General features: G+C 43.4%; 17 protein-coding genes and 1 tRNA gene. 11 read left to right on the top strand and 7 right to left on the bottom strand.

All coding sequences use genetic code 11. The features are described 5' to 3' along the window. Window positions 1-99 precede the first annotated feature (99 nt). The 3 genes from Q4592_RS20285 (at window position 100) to Q4592_RS20275 (ending at window position 2,544) form a co-directional block, all read left to right on the top strand. Window positions 100-175: transfer RNA gene (locus tag Q4592_RS20285), tRNA-Lys, on the top strand. 109 nt (window positions 176-284) lie between these two features. After that, window positions 285-1,343: a quinolinate synthase NadA gene (gene nadA / locus Q4592_RS20280; RefSeq protein ID WP_137674528.1), complete on the top strand. Its 1,059-nt coding sequence runs from the start codon at window positions 285-287 to the stop codon at window positions 1,341-1,343. A 151-nt stretch (window positions 1,344-1,494) separates the two neighbouring features. Then, window positions 1,495-2,544, top strand: a complete 1,050-nt coding sequence (locus Q4592_RS20275) for a GMP reductase (protein WP_137674529.1) — start codon at window positions 1,495-1,497, stop codon at window positions 2,542-2,544. Window positions 2,545-2,602: 58 nt separating this feature from the next. On the opposite strand, the gene Q4592_RS20270 is transcribed toward Q4592_RS20275, so the two are convergent. Together Q4592_RS20270 and gap are read right to left on the bottom strand one after the other, a co-directional pair. Continuing rightward, entirely contained in the window at window positions 2,603-3,451 is an 849-nt protein-coding gene (locus tag Q4592_RS20270) for a D-hexose-6-phosphate mutarotase (protein WP_303516521.1), read from the bottom strand. Between the two features lie 66 nt (window positions 3,452-3,517). Beyond that, complete coding sequence (gene gap / locus Q4592_RS20265) at window positions 3,518-4,513, bottom strand: type I glyceraldehyde-3-phosphate dehydrogenase (RefSeq protein ID WP_303516520.1); 996 nt, start codon at window positions 4,511-4,513, stop codon at window positions 3,518-3,520. A gap of 316 nt (window positions 4,514-4,829) precedes the next feature. On the opposite strand from gap, the gene malQ reads away from it, so the two are divergent. The 4 genes from malQ (at window position 4,830) to msrB (ending at window position 11,945) form a co-directional block, all read left to right on the top strand. Next, on the top strand, window positions 4,830-7,028 hold the full coding sequence (malQ, locus tag Q4592_RS20260) for a 4-alpha-glucanotransferase (RefSeq protein ID WP_303516518.1): 2,199 nt from the start codon (window positions 4,830-4,832) through the stop codon (window positions 7,026-7,028). 170 nt (window positions 7,029-7,198) lie between these two features. Beyond that, window positions 7,199-9,409: a 1,4-alpha-glucan branching protein GlgB gene (gene glgB, locus Q4592_RS20255; protein ID WP_303516517.1), complete on the top strand. Its 2,211-nt coding sequence runs from the start codon at window positions 7,199-7,201 to the stop codon at window positions 9,407-9,409. Window positions 9,410-9,456: 47 nt separating this feature from the next. Further along, window positions 9,457-11,556, top strand: coding sequence for a glycogen debranching protein GlgX (gene glgX / locus Q4592_RS20250; protein WP_303516516.1), 2,100 nt, complete (start codon window positions 9,457-9,459; stop codon window positions 11,554-11,556). Beyond that, window positions 11,553-11,945 carry a peptide-methionine (R)-S-oxide reductase MsrB gene (gene msrB, locus Q4592_RS20245; protein WP_303516515.1) on the top strand — a complete coding sequence of 131 codons (393 nt, stop codon included), beginning with the start codon at window positions 11,553-11,555 and terminating at the stop codon, window positions 11,943-11,945. The genes glgX and msrB overlap by 4 nt, the downstream gene beginning before the upstream one ends. Window positions 11,946-11,955: 10 nt before the next feature. Here the strand turns inward: msrB and Q4592_RS20240 are convergent, their stop codons facing one another. Further along, entirely contained in the window at window positions 11,956-12,783 is an 828-nt protein-coding gene (locus tag Q4592_RS20240; RefSeq protein ID WP_161985195.1) for a DUF2989 domain-containing protein, read from the bottom strand. A 171-nt stretch (window positions 12,784-12,954) separates the two neighbouring features. Between Q4592_RS20240 and Q4592_RS20235 the strand changes: the two genes are divergently transcribed. Continuing rightward, window positions 12,955-13,236: a YeaC family protein gene (locus tag Q4592_RS20235; protein ID WP_137674537.1), complete on the top strand. Its 282-nt coding sequence runs from the start codon at window positions 12,955-12,957 to the stop codon at window positions 13,234-13,236. Here the strand turns inward: Q4592_RS20235 and ansA are convergent. Next, window positions 13,233-14,243, bottom strand: a complete 1,011-nt coding sequence (ansA, locus tag Q4592_RS20230; protein ID WP_137674538.1) for an asparaginase — start codon at window positions 14,241-14,243, stop codon at window positions 13,233-13,235. The genes Q4592_RS20235 and ansA overlap by 4 nt on opposite strands. A gap of 84 nt (window positions 14,244-14,327) precedes the next feature. After that, entirely contained in the window at window positions 14,328-16,154 is a 1,827-nt protein-coding gene (sppA, locus tag Q4592_RS20225; RefSeq protein ID WP_303516512.1) for a signal peptide peptidase SppA, read from the bottom strand. A gap of 156 nt (window positions 16,155-16,310) precedes the next feature. Between sppA and Q4592_RS20220 the strand changes: the two genes are divergently transcribed. The 3 genes from Q4592_RS20220 (at window position 16,311) to Q4592_RS20210 (ending at window position 19,710) form a co-directional block, all read left to right on the top strand. After that, window positions 16,311-18,332, top strand: a complete 2,022-nt coding sequence (locus Q4592_RS20220; RefSeq protein ID WP_303516510.1) for an NADPH-dependent 2,4-dienoyl-CoA reductase — start codon at window positions 16,311-16,313, stop codon at window positions 18,330-18,332. Between the two features lie 216 nt (window positions 18,333-18,548). Further along, entirely contained in the window at window positions 18,549-19,088 is a 540-nt protein-coding gene (locus Q4592_RS20215; RefSeq protein ID WP_303516508.1) for an NAD(P)H nitroreductase, read from the top strand. A gap of 1 nt (window position 19,089) precedes the next feature. Beyond that, window positions 19,090-19,710: a DsbA family protein gene (locus tag Q4592_RS20210; protein ID WP_303516506.1), complete on the top strand. Its 621-nt coding sequence runs from the start codon at window positions 19,090-19,092 to the stop codon at window positions 19,708-19,710. Here Q4592_RS20210 and Q4592_RS20205 read toward each other — a convergent pair. Continuing rightward, complete coding sequence (locus Q4592_RS20205; RefSeq protein ID WP_137674543.1) at window positions 19,707-20,387, bottom strand: DUF3334 family protein; 681 nt, start codon at window positions 20,385-20,387, stop codon at window positions 19,707-19,709. The genes Q4592_RS20210 and Q4592_RS20205 overlap by 4 nt on opposite strands. Window positions 20,388-20,577: 190 nt before the next feature. Then, on the bottom strand, window positions 20,578-21,978 hold the full coding sequence (gene asnS / locus Q4592_RS20200; RefSeq protein WP_137674544.1) for an asparagine--tRNA ligase: 1,401 nt from the start codon (window positions 21,976-21,978) through the stop codon (window positions 20,578-20,580). Between the last annotated feature and the right edge of the window lie 77 nt (window positions 21,979-22,055).

Here is a 22,055-nt window from a genome sequence, read left to right as displayed (position 1 = left end):
GGTTGTTAGCTCAGTTGGTAGAGCAGTTGACTTTTAATCAATTGGTCGAAGGTTCAAATCCTTCACAACCCACCACTGCTGTTGTTGCTACTTATCTACGGGTTGTTAGCTCAGTTGGTAGAGCAGTTGACTTTTAATCAATTGGTCGAAGGTTCAAATCCTTCACAACCCACCAATCTCTTCTAGTTTTTCACTGAAATAGCCACTAATTCTTTAGTCCAATAACTGCCATTCGCTTAGCTCACTGTGTATAATACTCGAATTATTTTATCTCAGATGTAGTTATGCAGCAGCTCGAATATTTTAACGAAACCATTTACCCATTTCCTCCTAAACCAGCTCCGCTTGATGATGAGCAACGTGCAGCGCATAAAGCGCGCATTAAGCAACTGCTCGTAGAAGAAGATGCTGTATTGGTGGCGCATTATTATACCGACCCTGAGATTCAAGCTTTGGCCGAGGAAACTGGTGGCTGTGTCGCCGATTCATTGGAAATGGCTCGCTTTGGTAATAACCATCCCGCAAAAACTCTTCTGGTTGCTGGCGTGCGCTTTATGGGGGAGACTGCAAAGATCCTTACCCCTGAAAAGAAAGTGATCATGCCCACCTTAGAGGCAACCTGTTCTTTGGATTTAGGGTGTCCTGAAAAAGAGTTTGCCGCGTTTTGTGATGCTCACCCTGACCATACTGTAGTGGTTTACGCTAATACGTCTGCGGCGGTAAAAGCACGTGCTGATTGGGTAGTTACCTCTAGCATTGCAGTTGATGTGGTAGAGCACTTAGACGCTGAAGGTCATAAGATTATATGGGCGCCAGATAAACACCTTGGCGGGTATGTTGCTAAGCAAACAGGCGCCGATATGTTGTTATGGCAGGGCGCCTGTATCGTGCATGACGAGTTCAAAGCAAAAGCCTTACAACAGTTAAAACAGCAATACCCAGACGCAGCAGTATTGGTTCACCCTGAGTCTCCAGAAAGCGTTGTAGCGATGGCTGATGCTGTAGGCTCTACTAGTCAGTTGATTGCTTCTGCACAGTCTTTGCCGCATAAGAAGCTAATAGTGGCCACAGACAAAGGCATCTTCTACAAGATGCAGCAAGCTTGCCCAGATAAAGAAATGATTGAAGCGCCAACCGGTGGCAACGGTGCTACTTGTCGCTCTTGTGCGCATTGCCCGTGGATGGCGATGAATGGCTTAAAGGCTATTGAGGAAGCTTTGTTAGACGGTACTGGTAAAGAAGTGTTTGTAGATGAAGCCCTTATTGATCGGGCATTGGTACCGCTAGATCGTATGTTAGGTTTTGCAAAAAACAATCAGATAAAGGTGAAGGGGAACGCTTAAGCGTTAATCATCATATCTCAAGCCAGCCTAAGTGCTGGCTTTTTTGTGTCTGCTTGAGAGAGCGAAGAGGGTATATTATTAATGTTTTTGTCATCAATAAAGGTTTGCTATACTCTTCGGGTTTTGTGCCTAATAACTAGCAGAGAAGTAGATGAGAGTTGAAACAGATATAAAGCTGGGTTTTAAAGACGTTTTAATCAAACCAAAGCGTTCAACATTAAAGAGCCGTTCGCAGGTTGTACTAGATCGGAATTTTACCTTCAAACATACTGGCAGTCAATGGGAAGGCGTACCTGTTATTGCTGCCAATATGGATACGGTAGGAACATTTGGTTTAGCAAAAGCCTTAGCCGAGCACCGAATGATGACGGCGGTACATAAGCACTACAGTATTGAGCAATGGTCTGAGTTCTTATCTGCTATGCCGGCAGACAAGATAAAGTACTTAATGGTGAGTTGTGGCACCTCGGATGCTGACTTTGAAAAAACGAAGCAAATTTTAGCGCTAAATAAAAACCTACAGTTCATCTGTGTAGATGTTGCAAATGGCTACTCTGAGTATTTTGTAAGCTTTGTTCGCAAGATGCGAGACACTTTCCAAGATAAAGTGATTGTAGCGGGTAACGTAGTTACTGGTGAGATGGTAGAAGAATTGATACTTAGCGGTGCTGATATCGTAAAAGTGGGTATTGGCCCTGGCAGTGTTTGTACTACTCGCGTTAAAACAGGGGTTGGTTACCCTCAGTTGTCGGCCATTATTGAGTGTGCTGACGCTGCTCATGGTTTAGGTGGACAAATTGTTGGTGATGGCGGTTGTACCCAAGCTGGTGACGTAGCCAAAGCATTTGGCGGCGGCGCTGACTTTGTGATGTTAGGCGGTATGTTAGCCGCTCACGAAGAGAATGGCGGCGAAGTTGTAGAGCAAGATGGCAAGAAGTTCATGAAGTTCTACGGAATGAGCTCACAAACTGCAATGGATAAGCATACCGGCGGTGTAGCCGAGTATCGAGCATCTGAAGGTAAAACGGTATTGCTTCCTTATAAAGGCAGCGTTCAGTTAACTGTTCAAGATGTGTTAGGCGGCGTACGTTCGGCGTGTACTTATGTTGGTGCGTCTGAACTTAAAGAGTTGACTAAACGGACGACGTTTATCCGAGTACAAGAGCAAGAAAACCAAGTGTTTGGCATTACTAAGGTATAAGCCCTTATAGCCAATAACGACATAAAGCCCCAATCGTAAGCGTTGGGGCTTTGTTTTTTTAGCGTATTATTTGAACCAGCTTATGCGATTGCTGCGGTTTCACAGCTTGTGGTTGCTGGGTTATCGCTGTTTCTACACAAATAAAGTTCTCCGCACTGCTTACATCTGGCATTTTGTTTGCGAGTTTATCGCCAGGATTCCATACCACTACACTGTCGTGACCACGATGTTCTATGGTTGTTTTAGATGCCCCAAAAACTAGCTGACTGACCGATTGAGGCTGCAAATAGATGCGATCTGTTTCGTCACTTAAGGTAAAACTAGCGACATTATCTACTTTTGTGCTTGATACTGAATCAATATATTGATCGCCAAGTGATCCGATGTGTAGTTTTTTTACATCAGTAATGAAATAACTGTGCAAGGCGCCAGTATATTCGAAGCTTTTTTCGCTGTGATTAGTAGTGACTAATTCGATTCTAGCTTCTGCCCCTAAAGTAAAACTACAGCTTAACGCGACTCCTGAGTTAGAGCTGCTTGGCAGCGAAAAGTTTAGGTAGCAATGCTCTTGGCTAGTGGTAATGGTGTTTAGCGTCCACAAGCTGGTTCTTGCGTAACCATGCTTAGTGTTGTTTTCGTTACCTAGATTACCGAAATTTGGCCAACAAATAGGTATACCACCTCGTATCGCTGCTCCTTTGGTAAATAAGCTATCATCGCTTAACCAAAGTTTTTCTTCGCCAGGGTTAGGGCGGTAACTCACCAAGTGGGCGCCTTGTTGGGCAATAAGAGCCTTTGCTGCAGGGTGGTCAACCCAATAGAACACCATTCCTTCGTTGTTATGTACTTCGAACACGGCATTATCTAGCTGCTTGACGACTTTGAGTTGGAGCTTTTCTAGGATCATAAATTTTACCTATAAAAAAAGCGACCCTAAGGTCGCTTTAATATTCTAGCTTAAAAGCTACATTTCTTATTTAGAGATGTGAGCGATTAGGTCTAGAACTTTGTTTGAGTAACCGATTTCGTTGTCGTACCAAGATACAACTTTAACGAATTTGTCAGTTAGAGCAACACCAGCTTTTGCATCAAATACAGAAGTTTGAGTTTCGCCGATGAAGTCTTGAGAAACAACTTGGTCTTCAGTGTAACCAAGTACGCCAGCCATTTCGCCTGCAGAAGCAGCTTTCATAGCAGCACAAATTTCTTCGTAGCTAGCAGCTTCTTTAAGGTTAACTGTTAGGTCAACTACAGAAACGTTAGCAGTAGGTACGCGGAAAGCCATACCAGTTAGTTTGCCGTTTAGCTCAGGAAGTACAACACCTACAGCTTTAGCAGCACCAGTTGAAGAAGGGATGATGTTTTGAGAAGCACCACGACCACCGCGCCAGTCTTTAGCAGAAGGACCGTCAACAGTTTTTTGAGTAGCAGTAGTAGCGTGAACAGTAGTCATAAGACCAGATTCGATGCCCCACTTGTCGTTTAGTACTTTAGCGATAGGCGCTAAACAGTTAGTAGTACAAGAAGCGTTAGAAACGATGTCTTGACCTGCGTAAGAAGCTTGGTTTACGCCCATTACGAACATAGGAGTAGCGTCTTTAGAAGGACCAGTAAGAACTACTTTTTTCGCGCCAGCAGTGATGTGCTTACGAGCAGTCTCGTCAGTTAGGAAGATACCAGTTGCTTCAGCAACTACATCTACACTAATAGCATCCCATTTTAGATCTTCTGGGTTGCGCTCAGCAGTAACGCGAACAACGTTGCCGTTTACTACTAAGTTACCGTCAACTACTTCTACGCTACCGTTGAAGCGACCGTGAGTTGAGTCATACTTAAGCATGTAAGCCATGTATTCAACGTCGATTAAGTCGTTAATGCCTACAACTTCGATGTCGTTGCGCTCAACAGAAGCACGGAATACGAAACGTCCAATACGGCCAAAACCGTTAATACCAACTTTAATTGTCATAGTGATACCTAATGTTCCTAGTGTTAACAGATGTATAATTTGGTTGTAAACTTACAACATTTTCAAATTTCTTCAAGTCGAATCGGCGATTAATTTGCGCGACATCAATTAATGCCTTAAAAATGAGCAAGCTAACATTTGCAGGAAGAAGTATTAGCTCAGAAGTAAAAAAAAACAATCAATATCACTCAATCTCAGATAAAATTAATTTAGCGAAATTTGTGCTAGATCGAAAAATCGAGCGTTAGGATGAGTACAATACACGCGCTAAAAAAACAATAATTAGTTAGATAAAAGCAATAACTCGGGAAATGTTATGTCAGATCAAATCATTGAACAGTTGGTAAAGCTTCGCGGCATTGAAACCAGCTACGTTGATGCTTGGGGAAATCCGGCGCAAGTCGTACCTGAAAGCAAATTAAAACTGTTAAAGGCGCTAGGTTATCCAGTAGATAATGCAGAGCAATTAGCACAGCGTTATGAAGAAGACGTGCTTAACTATTGGCAGCAAGTAATGCCAGTGGTAAAAGTGGTTCGTGTTGCTTCAGAATATCCACTTGAAATCCGTGTTCCTATTGAATTAGCTAACCAAGAGTTTACTTGGAAGTTAAGCACAGAGCAGGGTGAACAGTTTAAAGGGCAAATTACCCCTGTTGATGGCGAGCTAATTGAAGCTCACGCTATAAACGAAGTTGAGTATCAAGCTTACACCGTTAGCCTAAGTCTAGAATTACCTATTGGTTACCACAATTTAAGTATCTCGTTAAAAGGTGGTCGTAAGGTATTAGCTGAAACTCGTTATATTGTTGCGCCTCAAGCAGCATACATTCAGCCAGATATTGCCAACGGTAAAAAGGTATGGGGCCCAAGTGTACAGCTTTATTGTCTTCGCACCGAAACCAACTGGGGCATTGGTGACTTCTCAGATCTACAAGTATTGGTTAAAAACATTGCTGAAAAAGGCGGTGATTTTGTTGGTCTAAATCCAATCCATTCTTTATACCCTGCTAACCCAGAAGCGGCTAGCCCTTACAGCCCATCATCTCGTCGCTGGTTGAATGTTGTTTACATCGATGTTGAAGCGATTAGTGAGTTTACTGAGTCAGACGCAGCTGCGTTAGTAGCAAGTAGTGTTTTCCAAAATCGCTTAGAACAGCTACGTAGTAGCGAGTGGGTAGACTACACCGGTGTAACTGAAGCTAAAATTGAAGCACTTAAACTAGTCTTTAAGCAGTTCCAAACCATTCAAAAAGGCCGCTCTAAGCGTGCTAATGCTTTCCGTAGTTTTATCAAAGAAGGTGGCGAGAGCTTAGCTGCTCAAGCAACTTACGATGCACTACAAGCACATTTATACGACACCATTGGCAATGCATGGGGTTGGCCAGCTTGGCCTGATGAGTACAAAGAGTACCATTTACCTGCAGTAGCCGAATGGGTTAAAGCCAACCAAGACGATGTTGATTTTTACTTATGGTTACAGTGGATTGCCGATGAGCAATTAGCCGCTGTTGACCAAGTGGCCAAAGATTCGGGTATGGCAATGGGCCTATACCGTGATTTAGCTGTAGGTGTAAGTGAAGGCAGTGTTGAGATTTGGGCAAATGGCGATCTTTACTCGCTAGATGCTAGTGTTGGCGCACCACCAGACATCCTAGGTCCTTTAGGTCAAAAGTGGGGTTTACCTCCAATGGACCCATCGGTTCTAGAAGAACAGCAATACCAACCAATGGTTGATTTGTTCCGTTCTAACATGCGCTCTTGTGGTTCATTACGTATTGACCACGCCATGGCATTATTACGTTTATGGTTAGTGCCTGTAGAAGACTCTGCTGATAAAGGTGCTTACCTTTACTACCCAATCCAAGACCTACTAGGTATTTTGGTACTAGAAAGTCACCGTAATCAGTGTCTGATTATTGGTGAAGATTTAGGTACTGTACCTGACGGCATTTTTGAAGTGTTGCAAGAAAACGGTGTTCACTCTTACCGTATTTTCTTCTTCGAGCAAGCGGAAGACGGTGGTTTTATTTCTCCAGCGCATTACCCAGAGCAAGCAATGTCTGCGGTAACCACGCATGATATGCCTACTCTTCGCGGTTTCTGGCATTGTGATGATTTAGCCTTAGGTCGCGAACTAGGTATCTACCCAGACGAAGAAGTATTGCAAAGCCTTTACCAAGATCGTCATGAGAACAAGCAGAAATTGCTTGATACCTTACACGGTCACCAGAGCATTCCAGACTACATCTCACGTGATGTGAATTGGGTGGGCATGGATAAAGGCCTAAACTACGGTATCCAAGTTCATATGGCCAAAGGTAGCTGTAACTTGTTATCTGTTCAGTTAGAAGATTGGATGGAAATGGACAAACCAGTTAACGTACCGGGCACGTCAAGCGAGTATCCAAACTGGCGCCGTAAGTTGTCATGGAACTTAAGTGACTTATTTAATAATCACGATGTTCAACACTTAATGTACTCACTATCTGACGCTCGCGCTAAAGTTAGCAAGTAACATTGACGAAATTGTAATCAAGCGCTCCTAGGAGCGCTTTTTTTTGCCTATGAAAATGTTTTCTATCTCACTTTAATCCCTATTAATTGAGAAAAGCTTGGAGACTTGCGCTAACCTAAGCTTAAATGACCAAATCCCCTTATTCTCAGGACCTTAAGGTAACTATAATAATGAAACGATCTTTGTCTTCTCAGGTTTCTCAATTAGTTCAACAATTGTCTAGCGTTCGCTTAAGCGAACCATTTAACTCACTGGGTTTAAACGCTGTAAAAAGCGGTAAGGGTTTAGTGTTGCGAGCTTGGCAACCAGACGCTAAATCGGTCTCTGTATTGTCCCTTAAAGGCGATGTGCTGGGTACCATGAGTCAGCTATCGCCGCAAGGCTTATTCGAATTAGAGTTTGACACAGACCAAGCCTTTGCATATCAACTTGAAGTCGATTTTGGTGATAACAAAATTAAAGTTATCGACCCTTATCAGTTTACTGAAGTTGCCTACGAAGGCTTAGCGACTATGTCTCATGCACCACAAAACCTTTATCAGGTATTGGGTGCTCAGGTTAAAACTATTGAGGTTGATGGCGTCGCGGTTAAAGGTGTGCGTTTTGGGGTGTATGCGCCTAGCGCTTCAGCGGTTAGTTTAATTGGTGATTTTAATCACTGGGATGGTCGTCGTTTACCAATGCAGCGCTCACTAGACGGCCACTGGGTATTGTTTGTACCTGGCTTGGACGCGGGCACTAAATACAAATACGAATTAAAAGATCGCCACGGACATTCTCTCCCACACAAAACTGACCCGGTAGGTTTCAGCTCTGAGCAATACCCGTCGTTTGCTTCTGTAGTTTGGGATCACGACCAATACCAATGGAATGATCAGGCTTGGATTGATTCGCAGAATAATGATAAACGCCATCAACCAATGAGCGTGTACGAAGTTCATTTAGGATCTTGGCGTCGTAAGATTGAAGACACAGGTAATAACTATTTGAGCTACAGAGAGCTTGCTGTAGAGCTTGTGGAATACATCAAAGAGATGGGTTACACCCATATTGAGGTATTGCCTATTTCAGAGTTCCCATTTGATGGCTCTTGGGGTTATCAACCTATTGGCCTGTTTGCGCCTACTAGCCGTTTCGGTAATCCTGATGACTTTAAATTCTTAGTCGACCAGTGCCACCAAAATGGTATCGGTGTGATTGTAGATTGGGTACCGGCGCATTTCCCTAGTGATTCACACGGCTTGGCTCAGTTTGACGGAACCCACCTTTACGAGTACGAAGATCCTCGCCGCGGTTGGCATAATGACTGGAACTCTTACATCTACGACTTCGGTCGGGATACGGTTCGTCAGTTCTTGGTGGCCAGCGCACTCATCTGGTTAGATAAGTTCCATGTAGATGGTCTTCGAGTTGATGCTGTTGCCTCAATGCTTTACTGGGATTATTCGCGCGAAGAAGGCGAGTGGGTACCTAATGTAGATGGTGGCAACCACAACTACGAAGCAATTAGCCTACTAAAATGGTTTAACGAAGAAGTGTATCGCCAATATCCACATGCGATGACCATTGCTGAAGAGTCTACCGCTTTTGCCGGCGTTTCACGCCCAACCTTTACCGGTGGATTAGGCTTTGGTTTTAAGTGGAACATGGGTTGGATGCATGATTCTTTGGACTACATGCAAAAAGACCCTGCGTTTAGAAAATACCATCATAACGAAATTACTTTTGCCATGGTGTACAACTATGACGAAAACTTTGTGTTGCCCATTTCTCACGATGAGGTGGTACACGGTAAAGGTTCGTTGCTGGGTAAAATGCCTGGAGATGAGTGGCAACAAGCCGCTAACTTACGTGCCTATACCGCATTTATGTATGCTCACCCGGGCAAGAAGTTGAACTTTATGGGTAACGAAATTGCTCAAGCTAGTGAGTGGAACCATGATACTAGCCTAGAGTGGAATGTGCTGGAGTTTCCTAAGCACAAAGGCCAGCAAGAGCTAGTTAAGCAGCTAAACAAAGTCTACCGTGGCCATCCCGCAATGTTTGAGGGTGATTACGATACCAATGGCTTTGAATGGATTGACCATGATGATTGGGAAAAAAGCGTACTGGTTTTCCAGCGTAATGCCCTTAATAGCCAAGAAAAAGTTGTTGTAGTGAGTAACTTTACTCCTGTACCTCGTAACAACTACCGCTTAGCCTTACCAGAGCAAGGGCGTTACCGCATCATTCTAAATACTGACTCAGAGATGTATTGGGGCAGTAACTACGATGCGGGAATTGAATTCCAATCTGAAGCGGTTGCCAGCCATGGTCGCGAAAATTCACTGATATTAAACTTGCCACCACTATCAACATTGTATTTAATCAAAGTAGATTAAATAATTGATAACTCCCCCTGCCCAAAGCAGGGGGACCTAAGGTTTACATGTCAACAAGAAGTCAACTAAAGCCTTTACCTTTTAGCCTGAGTCAATATCAGGTGTCCCCTGGAAGAGATTTCCCCCTAGGCGCTACGCTTGATGCCAATGGATGTAACTTCGCCATTCATGCCGGTGATGCCAAACACATAGAGTTATGTTTGTTTGATGAGCAAGAAAACGAAATCTCTCGTTTAGTGTTGCCCGGCAAGCAAGGCGGTATTCGCTATGGGTATGTGGAAGGTATTAAATCCAGTCAATTTTATGCTTATCGGGTGTTCGGCAAATACCAGCCTGAACATGGCTGTTGGTATGATCCGCGAAAGTTAATTCTAGACCCTTACGCAAAAGCCATTTCTCGACCACTTATCTGGGATAGTAAAGCTTACCAGGAAGATGATGCGGACCTTATACCTAAGTGTATTGTTCGAGATGACGATTTTGATTGGCAGGGCGTAGCTAAACCTAACATCGACCGCCAAGATATGGTCATGTATGAAACTCACGTTCGTGGCTTTAGTAAGCTCAACGCTAAAGTAAATAGCGACGATCGTGGCAGTTACTTAGGTTTGGTGGATAGCCACAGTATCCATCATTTAAAGAGTCTGGGTATTACGTCGGTACAGTTACTGCCTACCGCAGCGTTTATGTCGGAGCCTCGCTTAAAATCATTAGGCTTAAGTAACTATTGGGGTTACAACCCCATTTTGTTTATGGCGCCCGAACCGCGTTACGCCAAATCTGATGCTGTAACAGAATTTAAGACCATGGTGCGCGAATTTCATCGCAATGGCATTGAGGTGATTCTGGACGTGGTTTTTAATCACACAGCAGAATCGGGATCTGACGGCCCAACCCTTTGTTACCGTGGACTTGATAACAAAAATTATTACCTGTTTGATCAAATTGGTGACAGCCCAAATTACAGTCAATACGCCAATAATACTGGTTGTGGCAATAGCGTGAGCTTAGATCATTCAATCAGTTTACGTTTAGTATTAGACAGCCTTCGTTATTGGGTTGACGTAATGCAAGTTGACGGTTTTCGCTTCGACTTAGCGGTCAGTTTAGGCCGGGAAGATAATCACTTTTCAAGTCATGCTGCATTCTTTAAAGCTGTGGCCCAAGACCCTATTTTGTCGCGGGCTAAAATGATAGCAGAGCCTTGGGATATTGGCCCAAATGGCTACCAGCTAGGACATTTTCCAGAGCGGTGGATGGAGTGTAACGACCGGTTCCGAGATACAAGCCGCGCATTTTGGAAAGGTGAACACGGTTTGCTTGGTGAAATGGCCACCCGAATTATGGGCTCTCGCGACTTATTTCTTGCGAGTCGACGTAGTATCCACACCAGTGTGAACTACATTTGTTATCACGATGGTTTTACTTTAGACGATTTGGTTAGCTACGAGCAGCGTCATAATCATGCTAACGGCGAAGATAACCGTGACGGCCATGGTCATAATATCTCTGCTAACTATGGCGAAGAAGGCGATACAAAAGATAAAAAGGTACTCGCGACTAGGCGTAAACAAAAGCGTAATTTATTAGCCACTTTAATGCTTTCGCAAGGGGTACCGCACTTTCTTGGTGGGGATGAACTAAGCCGCACTCAGCAAGGCAATAACAACGCATACTGCCAAAACAACAAAATGAGTTGGTTTAATTGGGAGTTAGATACGCATGAGCAACAGTTTTTAGAATTTTGTCAGCAGCTTATTGCACTGCGTAAACGCTCACGAGTTTTTCATTATCTTCAGCTGGAAAACGACAGTTACGAAAAATGTCACTCCCAGCATCATAGTGTTCGTTGGTATCGCCACGACGGTGACTTTATGCACCAAGAGGATTGGCATGAGTCGCATGGGTGGGCTGTAGCAGTAGAGATACGAAACCTAAGACAATCGAAAGAGCGTTGGTTATGGATTATTAATGCTAGTTCGCATGCTATTGATTTTATATTGCCTGCAGTAGAAACATCGCAACATTGGACTCAGCAAATGGATACAGCGCATGAACAAGCTATTTTCGTTAAGAAACTTAGAGACACTAAAAGTGTCAAACTAAATGCCCGTTCAATGCTGTTATTGGAACAAACAAAATCGTGACTAAAATAGTAAAAGATGAACAAGAATGGCAAGGCTTGCTTAACGAACTTGCGTTTCAAGTGACAAGGAAAGGAGCAACAGAGCGTCCGTTTACCGGCACTCTGTTGCATAATAAAGAGCAGGGCATGTATCACTGCGTATGTTGTGATTTACCACTGTTTAGCTCGGTGTCGAAATTTGACTCGGGATGTGGTTGGCCGAGTTTTGACAAAATTGCCGAAAGCCGCGTGGTCACCTTTGTACGAGACCAAAGCCATAACATGGAGCGTATTGAGGTGCGTTGTAGCCAATGTGATGCGCATTTGGGCCATGTCTTTAATGACGGTCCCACTGACACTGGCGAACGCTATTGTATAAACTCAGCAGCCTTAGGTTTCACTGCTGAGTAAATAACCTTGCTTATAAGCGGTATTGTCTTGTGTCTATTTGCTCGTAGATAATTGCCGCTTCATCTTTTAACATTTTTTGCTGTTCTTCAGACAACTTCAACTTGTGATTCAAACCAGAATAATCTTGCCTACTGTGATCATCAAAGTGACTGGCTATTTGTGCCCATAAATAGGCATGGCGGTAGTCTTTTAAATTCATATACTGAGACGTAATCGCTTCAGCATACTTAGCTGGAATAACCGCTTTTTCTGGAAACAACTTGAAGGCGTTTTGCAAAATGTTAATGGTTTTCTTAGCATCCTTTCCGCTGTAATGAATCGCTAAAGTCCATTGTAAATCAGGTTGATTTAACACTGCTTGGCCTTCCAATGCCAAAAATCGGTCTCGCGCCTCAAGATCGCGATATTGGGTCCAGTGATACATCGACAAATAGGGGTGACTAGAATCACGCGTATCGTTTTCTAGACGCTGTAATTCTTCTAAAGAGGTAAGCAAACCAATTACGCGCTGAGTTTTACGAGATTTGTCGTATTTGGGTTCAATACTGGCCGCCAGTTCTATGCAAAAATTATAAGCCTGATAGTTCTTTATCAGCTCATACTGGTGTTGTTCAGTGACTTCGGTCATTTCATCGAAGCGACTTAGAATGACAGCTGAACGTTCCTTTTTACACCAGCCGTCGCGATTTAAATCTTCACAAAGCTCTGGGTTACTTTTACAAATGCTTTTTACTGAGCGACTACCAAAGCCGAACAAATCAAACCCTGCATCACATCCACTAAGTACAAGTGGTACAACTAAACATAAACTACAGCCTAGTGGCTTTAAAAAAGACAAATCATTTTCCTGAATAAATATCATTAGCAGATGTTGATAAAGGTAAGACTATCATAGATTTTTTTGATTTAGTCCATTCAAAAATCAGCATTGTTTCCTAAGTGCTTAGTTTATAGCTTGGCACTGGATCAATGGTTTGGTAATGTTTCAGTAACATTATAGGAGTGATAAATGGATGTAGAGAAGTTGTTGGCGGCTATGAGCCCCGATATTTATCAAAATATGTTAAGTGCTGTTGAAACCGGGCGATGGCCCGACGGCAACAAACTAACAGATGAACAACGCGATCATACTCAACAAATGGTTATCTTGTATCAAGCTAAGCACAACCATCAGCCCCAGCATTTTACTGTGGGTACCGATGGCGAATTAGTGATGAAATCTAAACAAGAATTAAAACGTCAATATCGAGAAGAACAAACCATCATTAGTGTTCCTCAACACAACGATTAGATACTTATCTCGCCGCGAATATCTTGGCAAAGTAGGTCGCGGATCCGCTTGCTAGGTAAGTTTTTGCTTAGCAAGTAATGTAGTTTAGCCAGCGCGGCTTCGGTAGTCATATCCCCACCACTTACCACACCAGCTTTTGCTAAGGCGTTGCCTGTGGCATATCCGTCCATATTCACCTTACCAGTTAAACATTGGCTTAAGTTAAGCACGATAATGCCGCGGTCACAGGCTTGCTCTAATAATTCGGTCATTTTTTGATGTTGCGGGGCATTTCCTACGCCATAACTTAACAGTATCAAGGCTTTTACGGGCTGTTGAAGTAGGTTTGCGATGACCTCAGTAGAGATGCCTGGATAAAGACTCACAACCCCAATAGGTTGGGGAATGATCGGACTAATTTGTAAGGCGCTGATACCCGTTGGACGAATCTCTCCGGCAATAATTTCTATGTCTATTCCAGCCTTAAGCAAGGGCGGGAAATTGGGTGACATAAACGCGTCAAAGCCATCTGCATGCGCTTTAGTACTGCGATTCCCGCGCAGGAGTTTGTTGTTGAAAAACAAACAGACTTCATGAACTGGGTAGTAGGCCGCAAGGTATAAAGAATTGAGTAAGTTGGTTTGGCCGTCAGAACGAAGTTCACTCAGTGGAATTTGCGAGCCTGTTACAATTACTGGCTTACTTAGGTTCTCTAACATAAATGAAAGTGCGGATGCGGTGTAAGCCATGGTGTCTGTGCCGTGCAGGACTACAAAACCGTCATACTTTTCATAATTTGCTTGAATGTCTTCAGCAATTAGCTGCCAATGCTGTGGGTCCATATCCGCAGAATCGATCAGTGGGGAAAATTCATGAACGGTGAATTCAGGCATTTCATCACGCTGAAATTCTGGCATAGCGTCTAAACAGTCGCGCATGAAACCAGCAACTGGCACGTAGCCTCTTTCACTACGTTGCATGCCAATGGTACCGCCTGTGTAGGCAATATAGATAGATTTTCGATTCATCAGACTATAGTTCAAAAGTTTTTTGAAATTATAGTCTGATGTTAGTTCAAAGCAATCAACCGTTTAAGATTAACTGAATAGTGCTTACATTTGATCGCAAACTGCGCAGAAACTGTACTGGCCAAGAGGATCATTAAACTTATCTACAGCAGGCGCTTGCTCCGCCACTGTTTTCAATAAAGCCCAGTTTGGTATTGCAGACTCTAATGCGCCAGCGATTTGCGAATCAAACAACTGGGCAATAAAGCGGTCTCGTGAGCTTAGTGGGGGTGTTAAACGCTTAACTTGGTAATCATCTAGCTCATTTAAGCTGGCCGCGTATTCTATAGCATCGTTCAGGCCGCCTAATTGATCGACAAGGCCATTATCAACGGCGTCTTGGCCGGTCCAAATTCTGCCTTCAGCAATGCTATCCATATCTTCAAGCGCAATGTCTCTGCCACTTGATACCAGTGATACAAAATCTTTATACCCGTGTTCAACATTGAGTTGAATGATCTGTTTTACGTCATCTGGCAAAGCTTGGAAAGGACTCACTTCAGCGAGGGTAGAGGTTGCGTAGCCGTCACTGTTAATGCCTAACTTAGCCAAAGCATTTTCCAAAGTAGCAAACATTCCAAAAATACCAATAGAGCCAGTAATAGTGGTTGGGCTAGCAAAAATGTAGTCAGCCGTTGATGAAATCCAATATCCGCCACTTGCGGCAACGCTGCCCATAGATACGATTACCGGTATATCTTTTTCCTGGAACTGTTGAAACTTTTCACGAATCAGTTCTGAAGCAAATGCGCTACCACCAGGGCTGTCTACTCGTACCACTAACGCTTTTACCTGTTCGTCTTCAAGCGCTTGATTAAGCTGAGCAATAACGGTATCTGCAGCAATCACGTTTTCTTGGCCACTACCACCAACAATGGCACCTTGAGCAACAATAACTGCAATTGTGTTGTCGCTTGGTTCATCATTACTTAGGCCTTGTACATACTCGCCATAGCTTCTGTTGTTGTAGCTCGAACCGTCATCTGATTCACCAAAGGTATCAATTAACAATTGTTTGGCTTGGGTACGCGTGGTGAGCTGGTCAACGAGGCCAAATTTTTCTGCGTAGCGGGCGCCATCACCATCAACTTCTTTTAAACGCGACAACAATGCTGCTGGTTCTGGCATCAAATGATTAGCCGCTAACTCGCGGTTAGTTGAAACAGTGGTTAAGTATGATTGCCAAAGTTGGTCCATCCAGTGTGCTAAATCTTGTTTTGCCTCTTCCGACATGTCATTTCTAAGGTAGGGTTCTACAAATGACTTATGCGTGCCTACACGAAAAATGTGCGTAGTAACGTCTAAATTGTCGATGGCATCTTTAAAGAACAAACGTCGAGAGTTCATGCCGCGCATTAATACTGCACCTTTAGGGTTAAGCAGTAGGCTGTCGGCAAAGCTCGCTAAATAGTATTGGTGTTGGTCGTAGTAATCTGCGTAAGCGATGATTGGTTTGCCACTGTCTTTAAAATGAAGCAGAGCTTGGCCGATAGTCGCAAGTTTAGTTTGGCTTGTACTTGGCATGCTGCCAACATCCAAAACGATGCCGGTAATATTTGAATCGGTTCTCGCTTCATCAATCGCTTTCACTATTGTGTGTAGGTCGAACTCTTTCTCTACAGTGTTTCCTAACATTTCGTTAGTAAACTCGGCCATAGGGTTTACTCGCTGGCGCTGCTCTACTATTTGTCCATCAAGGACTAAATGCAAGGCTGCCGCTGTAGGGGGCTCTGTGGGTTCAGGGCTAACACTGCTGAGGGCAATGATGACCATTACCACCATAAACAATAAAAATAAATTAACGATTAGTGAACGAATAAAGTTAAGGGTTCGCCAAAAGAAGCGGAAGATACTCTTAATCAATTTAAACACTGGGATCTACTTATAAAAGTCAACAATAGCTAAACGTTACCATAGTCATATAAATCAGGCATCTGCAATTATTAAAACAAATGTTTGAAACAAAAGTTTGGTTTGTATACTCTATTAACACTTTAATAACATTCCCAATGGATTGAGGTTACAAAGATGACCAAGTACCCGCACTTATTAGCGCCACTTGATTTAAGTTTTACTCAGCTACAAAGCCGAGTATTAATGGGCTCTATGCACACCGGTTTAGAAGAAGAAAAGGGTGGTTTTGAGAAACTGGCTGCTTTTTATGCGTTACGCGCTAAGGGTGGAGTAGGTCTTATAGTTACGGGTGGAATAGCGCCTAACTTTAGAGGTCGATTAGCCCCTAACGGATGCCAGCTTAGTTTTCCTTGGCAGGTGAAAAAACATCGAATTATCACTAATGCCGTGCATAAAGAAGGTGGAAAAATCGCATTACAGATATTGCATGCTGGGCGTTACGGTTATCATCCATTTAATGTTAGTGCTAGTAAAATTAAAGCACCGATATCTCCGTTCAAACCTAAAGCCATGAGTGAACGCCAAATTCGCTCAACCATTAAAGACTTTGCGAACAGTGCAAAGTTAGCTAAACGTGCAGGCTACGACGGCGTTGAAATAATGGGCTCAGAAGGTTACCTCATCAACCAGTTTATTTGTGCGCGCACCAACCAACGAAAAGACGGGTGGGGCGGTAGTTACCAAAATCGAATTAAGCTTCCTTTAGAAATAGTTAAACAAACCCGCGCCTTAGTTGGCGAAGATTTCATCATTGTATTTCGTTTATCTATGCTTGATCTAGTTGAAAAAGGCAGTACTTACGAAGAGGTTGTAACATTAGCAAAAGCCTTAGAACACGCTGGAGTAACTATTCTTAATACTGGTATTGGATGGCACGAAGCTAGAGTACCTACTATTGCTACCAGTGTTCCTAGAGCCGCATTTGCGTGGGTAACCGAAAAAATAAAACAGCACGTTAGTATCCCAATGGTGGCGGTTAACCGAATTAACACTCCTGATGTAGCAGAAAACATTTTACGCTCCGGACAAGCGGATATGGTGTCTATGGCTCGGCCGTTGCTGGCAGATCCTATGTTTGTTGAAAAGGCGCGAAACAACCAAGCTGAGCTTATAAATACGTGTATTGGTTGTAATCAAGCTTGTTTAGACCACGTTTTTAAACAACAACGCGCAAGTTGCTTAGTTAATCCGCAAGCCTGTTTTGAAACAGAACTAGAGTTTAAAGACAGTAAGCAAACCAAAGAGATTGCTGTAGTGGGGGCTGGTCCAGCAGGATTGGCCTTTTCATGTTATGCCGCAGAACGCGGTCACAAAGTAACAATTTATGATGCTGGAGATAAAATTGGTGGCCAGTTTAACTATGCGAAGCAAATTCCTGGTAAAGAGGAGTTCTACGAAACGCTTCGCTACTTTGCTAATCGCATCAACCAATTAGGTATTAAACTCGCGTTAAATACCAGAGTTGATGCCCCAATGTTGGCTGAGTTAAAAGCTGATGAAATTGTAATTGCTACGGGTATTTTACCGCGAACCCCACCAATTGAAGGCATAGAACACGACAAAGTTTATAACTATTTAGATGTATTACGAGATCATAAAGAAGTTGGCGGTAAAGTTGCGATCATTGGTGCTGGAGGCATTGGTTTCGATGTTGCTGAATACTTGGTAGAGCAAAAGCCGTCGCTATCTACCAACGTAGGTCGTTGGCTAGATAACTGGGGCATCGATAATACAATGGCTCAAGCCGGTGGCTTGAAAGAACATCAACAACATCAAGCCTTGCGTAAGGTATATTTGTGTCAACGCAAAACCACTAAAGTGGGCAAAGACCTAGGTAAAACCACAGGTTGGATCCACCGCGAGACCTTAAAGAAAAATCAGGTAGAAATGCTCGCCGGTGTAGAGTACTTAAAAGTAGATGACCAAGGGCTGCATATTTCGGTGGATGGTAAACAATCTGTGTTAGATGTTGATCATGTAGTGGTGTGTGCAGGGCAAGAGCCATTGAGAAGTTTACATGACGATTTAACCGCCTTGGGCGTAAATTCTCATTTAATTGGCGGCGCATATGTAGCCGCAGAATTGGACGCTAAACGCGCTATAAGACAAGGTGCTGAACTGGCGGCCACTATTTAGTTTTTGTTTTTAGCCACTGCTTAATTAAAGCAGCTGTACGTTGGGGGTTTTGTTTAACCCAAGCTTGCAGTTGCTTTAGGTTTTTCTGTCTTTGCGTGGATATTTGATGATGTTTTCCTGCCAGCATAGTTTAAGCTCCAAACAGCGATCTAGCTTACTTTACTTTTAGCATAATTCACGCACAATGGCGCTATATTTAGCTCGTTAAGGATAACAATGAAAGCTTTAGATTTGTTACTCAATCGTCAGTCATGCGCTCGCTTGGCTGCCCCCGCACCTGAAGGTGCAGAACTAGAAACAATATGGAATGCCGGCCTTAAAGCGCCAGATCACGGAGGCCTTACTCCTTGGCGGTTTATCCATGTTAGTGGAGAAGGTTTAAGTAAGTTAGCAGACATTTTTGAACAAGCCGCGCTGGCTGAAGAAGGTGACCATGAAAAGGCGAAAGCGATGCCCTTTCGTGCACCACTTATCACTATCGTGATTGCTTCGCCTAAAACCCATTCAAAAGTACCAGAAATCGAACAAGTACTTTCTGCCGGTTGCGCTGTTCATGCAATGCAAATGGCTGCCTTTGCACAAGGTTATAATGGTATTTGGCGCACCGGCCCCATGGCTTACAGTTCAATCGTAAATCATGAGTTAGGCTTAGCAGAACACGAGTCTGTTGTTGGGTATTTGTATTTAGGCAGTCCACAAACCAAATCGAACAAAGCGAGAGAGTTAACCTTTAAAGACTATGTAACTTGGTTATAAGATGACTGAGACTCAAGCGCGTTTGTATTATGTACATGACCCTATGTGCTCTTGGTGTTGGGGCTATAAACCTACTTTAGAGGCGCTTGAATCGTCACTGCCTAGCAATATAGAAATGGTGTATTTGCTGGGTGGCCTAGCACCAGATTCTGCAGTAGCGATGCCTGAAGATATGCAGCAGTTTTTGCAGCAAACATGGCAAAAAATTAATGTGCAACTAGGCACCGAGTTTAATCATGATTTTTGGAAAGTAAACACACCTCGTCGTTCTACTTATCCTGCAAACCGAGCAGTGCTTGCGGCTGAAAAGCAGGGGGCTGCTAAAGCGATGATAAGGCAAATACAGAACGCTTATTATTTACAGGCGATTAATCCTTCAGACGTAGATAATTTGCTTGTATTGGCAGAAAAGCTTGGCTTAGATAAAAAAACTTTTGTGGAAGACATATCGAGTGAAGCGCTCAATGAATCGTTAATGCAGCAAATACAATTTGCTCGAAGCTTACCTATCCAAGGATTCCCTTCGTTAGTATTAGCGGTGGGCGAGAGTTATCACCCAGTCCAGTTGGATTATAAACATGCTCAAGTGAGTCTTGAGCATGTTGCTGAGTTGTTGGTCTAGATACCTAACTCATCAAGTAAATCTTGATCAATGGTTTGCGCTGACTCAGCAGGTTTCTGCTCTGCCTTCTTTTGTGCCGCGGCTTGGTCGATAAGATCATCTGGATCTACATCGTCTTCTGTTTCAAATTCATGAAGCTTGATGAATTCAGTTTTATCCATCGCTAACTCAAGATAAAAGATGTTGTTTTTAGCGGTTGTAAAGGTCACGCGACGCGCTTGCGGGCGGTCTAGGTTGGTATCAATTGAAATCAATACCTGCTTGTTTAAAGCTAACATCTTAGGTTGGTTTTGAGTTAGTGAGGTTTGTAATTCTTTACCGATTACGCCAGTGAAGTAACCGACCATTTGGTTCATTAACTCGCCCATCACGTTACCCACTTCATCAGCTGTGTGCTGTTGAGCGAGCTCGGCCTCAGGAATACCCATATGAAGCATGTAATCACGATAGATTTCCATGGCAGCATCTGAGGTAAAGTTAATAACAACCAAGCCTGAAAACCCACCATCAAATAAAACGAAACAACCAATGTCTGGTTTTAAACAGGTTTTGTTTATTTTCTGTACCATCGCCGAATATCTGATTTCGCTAGTCGTGGCTTTGCTAAGTACTGTGGTGACAGAATTACAAAGAGTGAGTAATACGTCTTCAGTGGTAACAACTTTCAATTTTTTCATGCAGTTCCTTCTTAAAATCATGATGACTTTGCATTAGCAATTGAAACAAGTATGGATGATGAACTGAAAGCTGTATAGCTTTGATTGATAGGGTTTAACTGGCAATTAACTTGAGTGTGAGGGGGATCGGCAAATAAAAAAGCCTCAACTAGGTTGAGGCTTTAACTTGTAGCTTAACTATAGCCGTTGCTTAGTACTCGGCGTTTTTAGGTGCGCGTGGGAAAGGAATCACGTCGCGGATGTTGGTCATGCCAGTTACGTAAGACACTAAACGTTCAAAACCTAAACCAAAGCCAGCATGTGGAACTGTGCCGTAGCGGCGTAAGTCGCGGTACCAAGAGTAATCATCTTTGTCTAAGTTCAACTCAAGCAAGCGTGCGTCAAGCACGTCTAAACGCTCTTCACGTTGCGCGCCACCAATGATTTCGCCAATACCTGGTGCAAGTACGTCCATTGCAGCTACGGTTTTACCGTCATCATTAAGACGCATGTAGAATGCCTTAATGTCTTTAGGGTAGTTCTTAACAACTACCGGTGCTTTAAAGTGTTCTTCAGCTAAGAAACGCTCGTGCTCAGACGACATATCAATGCCCCATTCAACATCGTATTCAAACTTGCGGCCTGAATCTTTAAGAATTTGAATGGCGTCTGTGTAATCAACTTGCGCAAAGTCTGCGCTAACAAACTTCTCTAAGCGGCTTATGGCTTCTTTGTTGATACGTTGAGCGAAGAAGTTCATGTCGTCCATACGTTCTTCAAGCACAGCTTTGAATACATATTTAAGCATGTCTTCGGCTAACTTTGCCGCGTCGTCTAAATCAGCGAAGGCTACTTCTGGCTCTACCATCCAAAACTCAGCCAAGTGGCGGCTGGTATTAGAATTTTCGGCGCGGAAGGTTGGGCCAAAAGTATATACTTTTGATAGTGCACAGGCGTATGTTTCAGCGTTTAATTGACCCGATACGGTTAAGAAGGTTTCTTTACCGAAAAAGTCCTGCTGAAAATCAACTTCGCCATTGTCGGCCATTGGTAGGTTATTCATATCCAAGGTTGATACGCGGAACATTTCGCCTGCACCTTCCGTATCACTACCGGTGATAATAGGGGTGCTTGCCCAAATGTAACCTTGTTCGTGGTAGAAACGGTGAATAGCTTGCGATAAACAGTTACGTACACGGGCTACAGCGCCAATCACGTTAGTACGCGGGCGCAGGTGAGCGTGTTCGCGTAAGTATTCAATGCTGTGGCGTTTAGCCGACATTGGGTAGCTATCAGGGTTTTCTACCCAACCAACCACTTCAACATTGTTTGCTTGAATTTCAAAAGATTGTCCTTGCCCTGGAGATTCAACAACTTCGCCAGTCACGATCACAGAACAACCAGCGGTTAGCTTAAGAACATCATTCTCATAATTGGAAAGGGTATTAGGCGCTACGGCTTGCACGGCATCAAAACACGAGCCATCGTGTACCGCTAAAAATGAAAGACCTGCTTTTGAATCACGACGAGTACGGATCCAACCCTTGATAGTAACTTGTTGACCAACGCTGAACTTACCGCCCAAAACGTCTGTCACTGAGGAATGCGTCATAGCAAACAACTGCTCCAATCTGATAGTGCTAATATTGTAAGGGAACCAATGTTACTTCTTGAGGCTAAAGACTCAAG

Source organism: Agarivorans sp. 1_MG-2023, from assembly GCF_030548385.1.
Classification (GTDB): domain Bacteria; phylum Pseudomonadota; class Gammaproteobacteria; order Enterobacterales; family Celerinatantimonadaceae; genus Agarivorans.
Note: the sequence above shows the minus strand (reverse complement) of the source record. Positions and strands in the feature narration are given on the sequence as shown.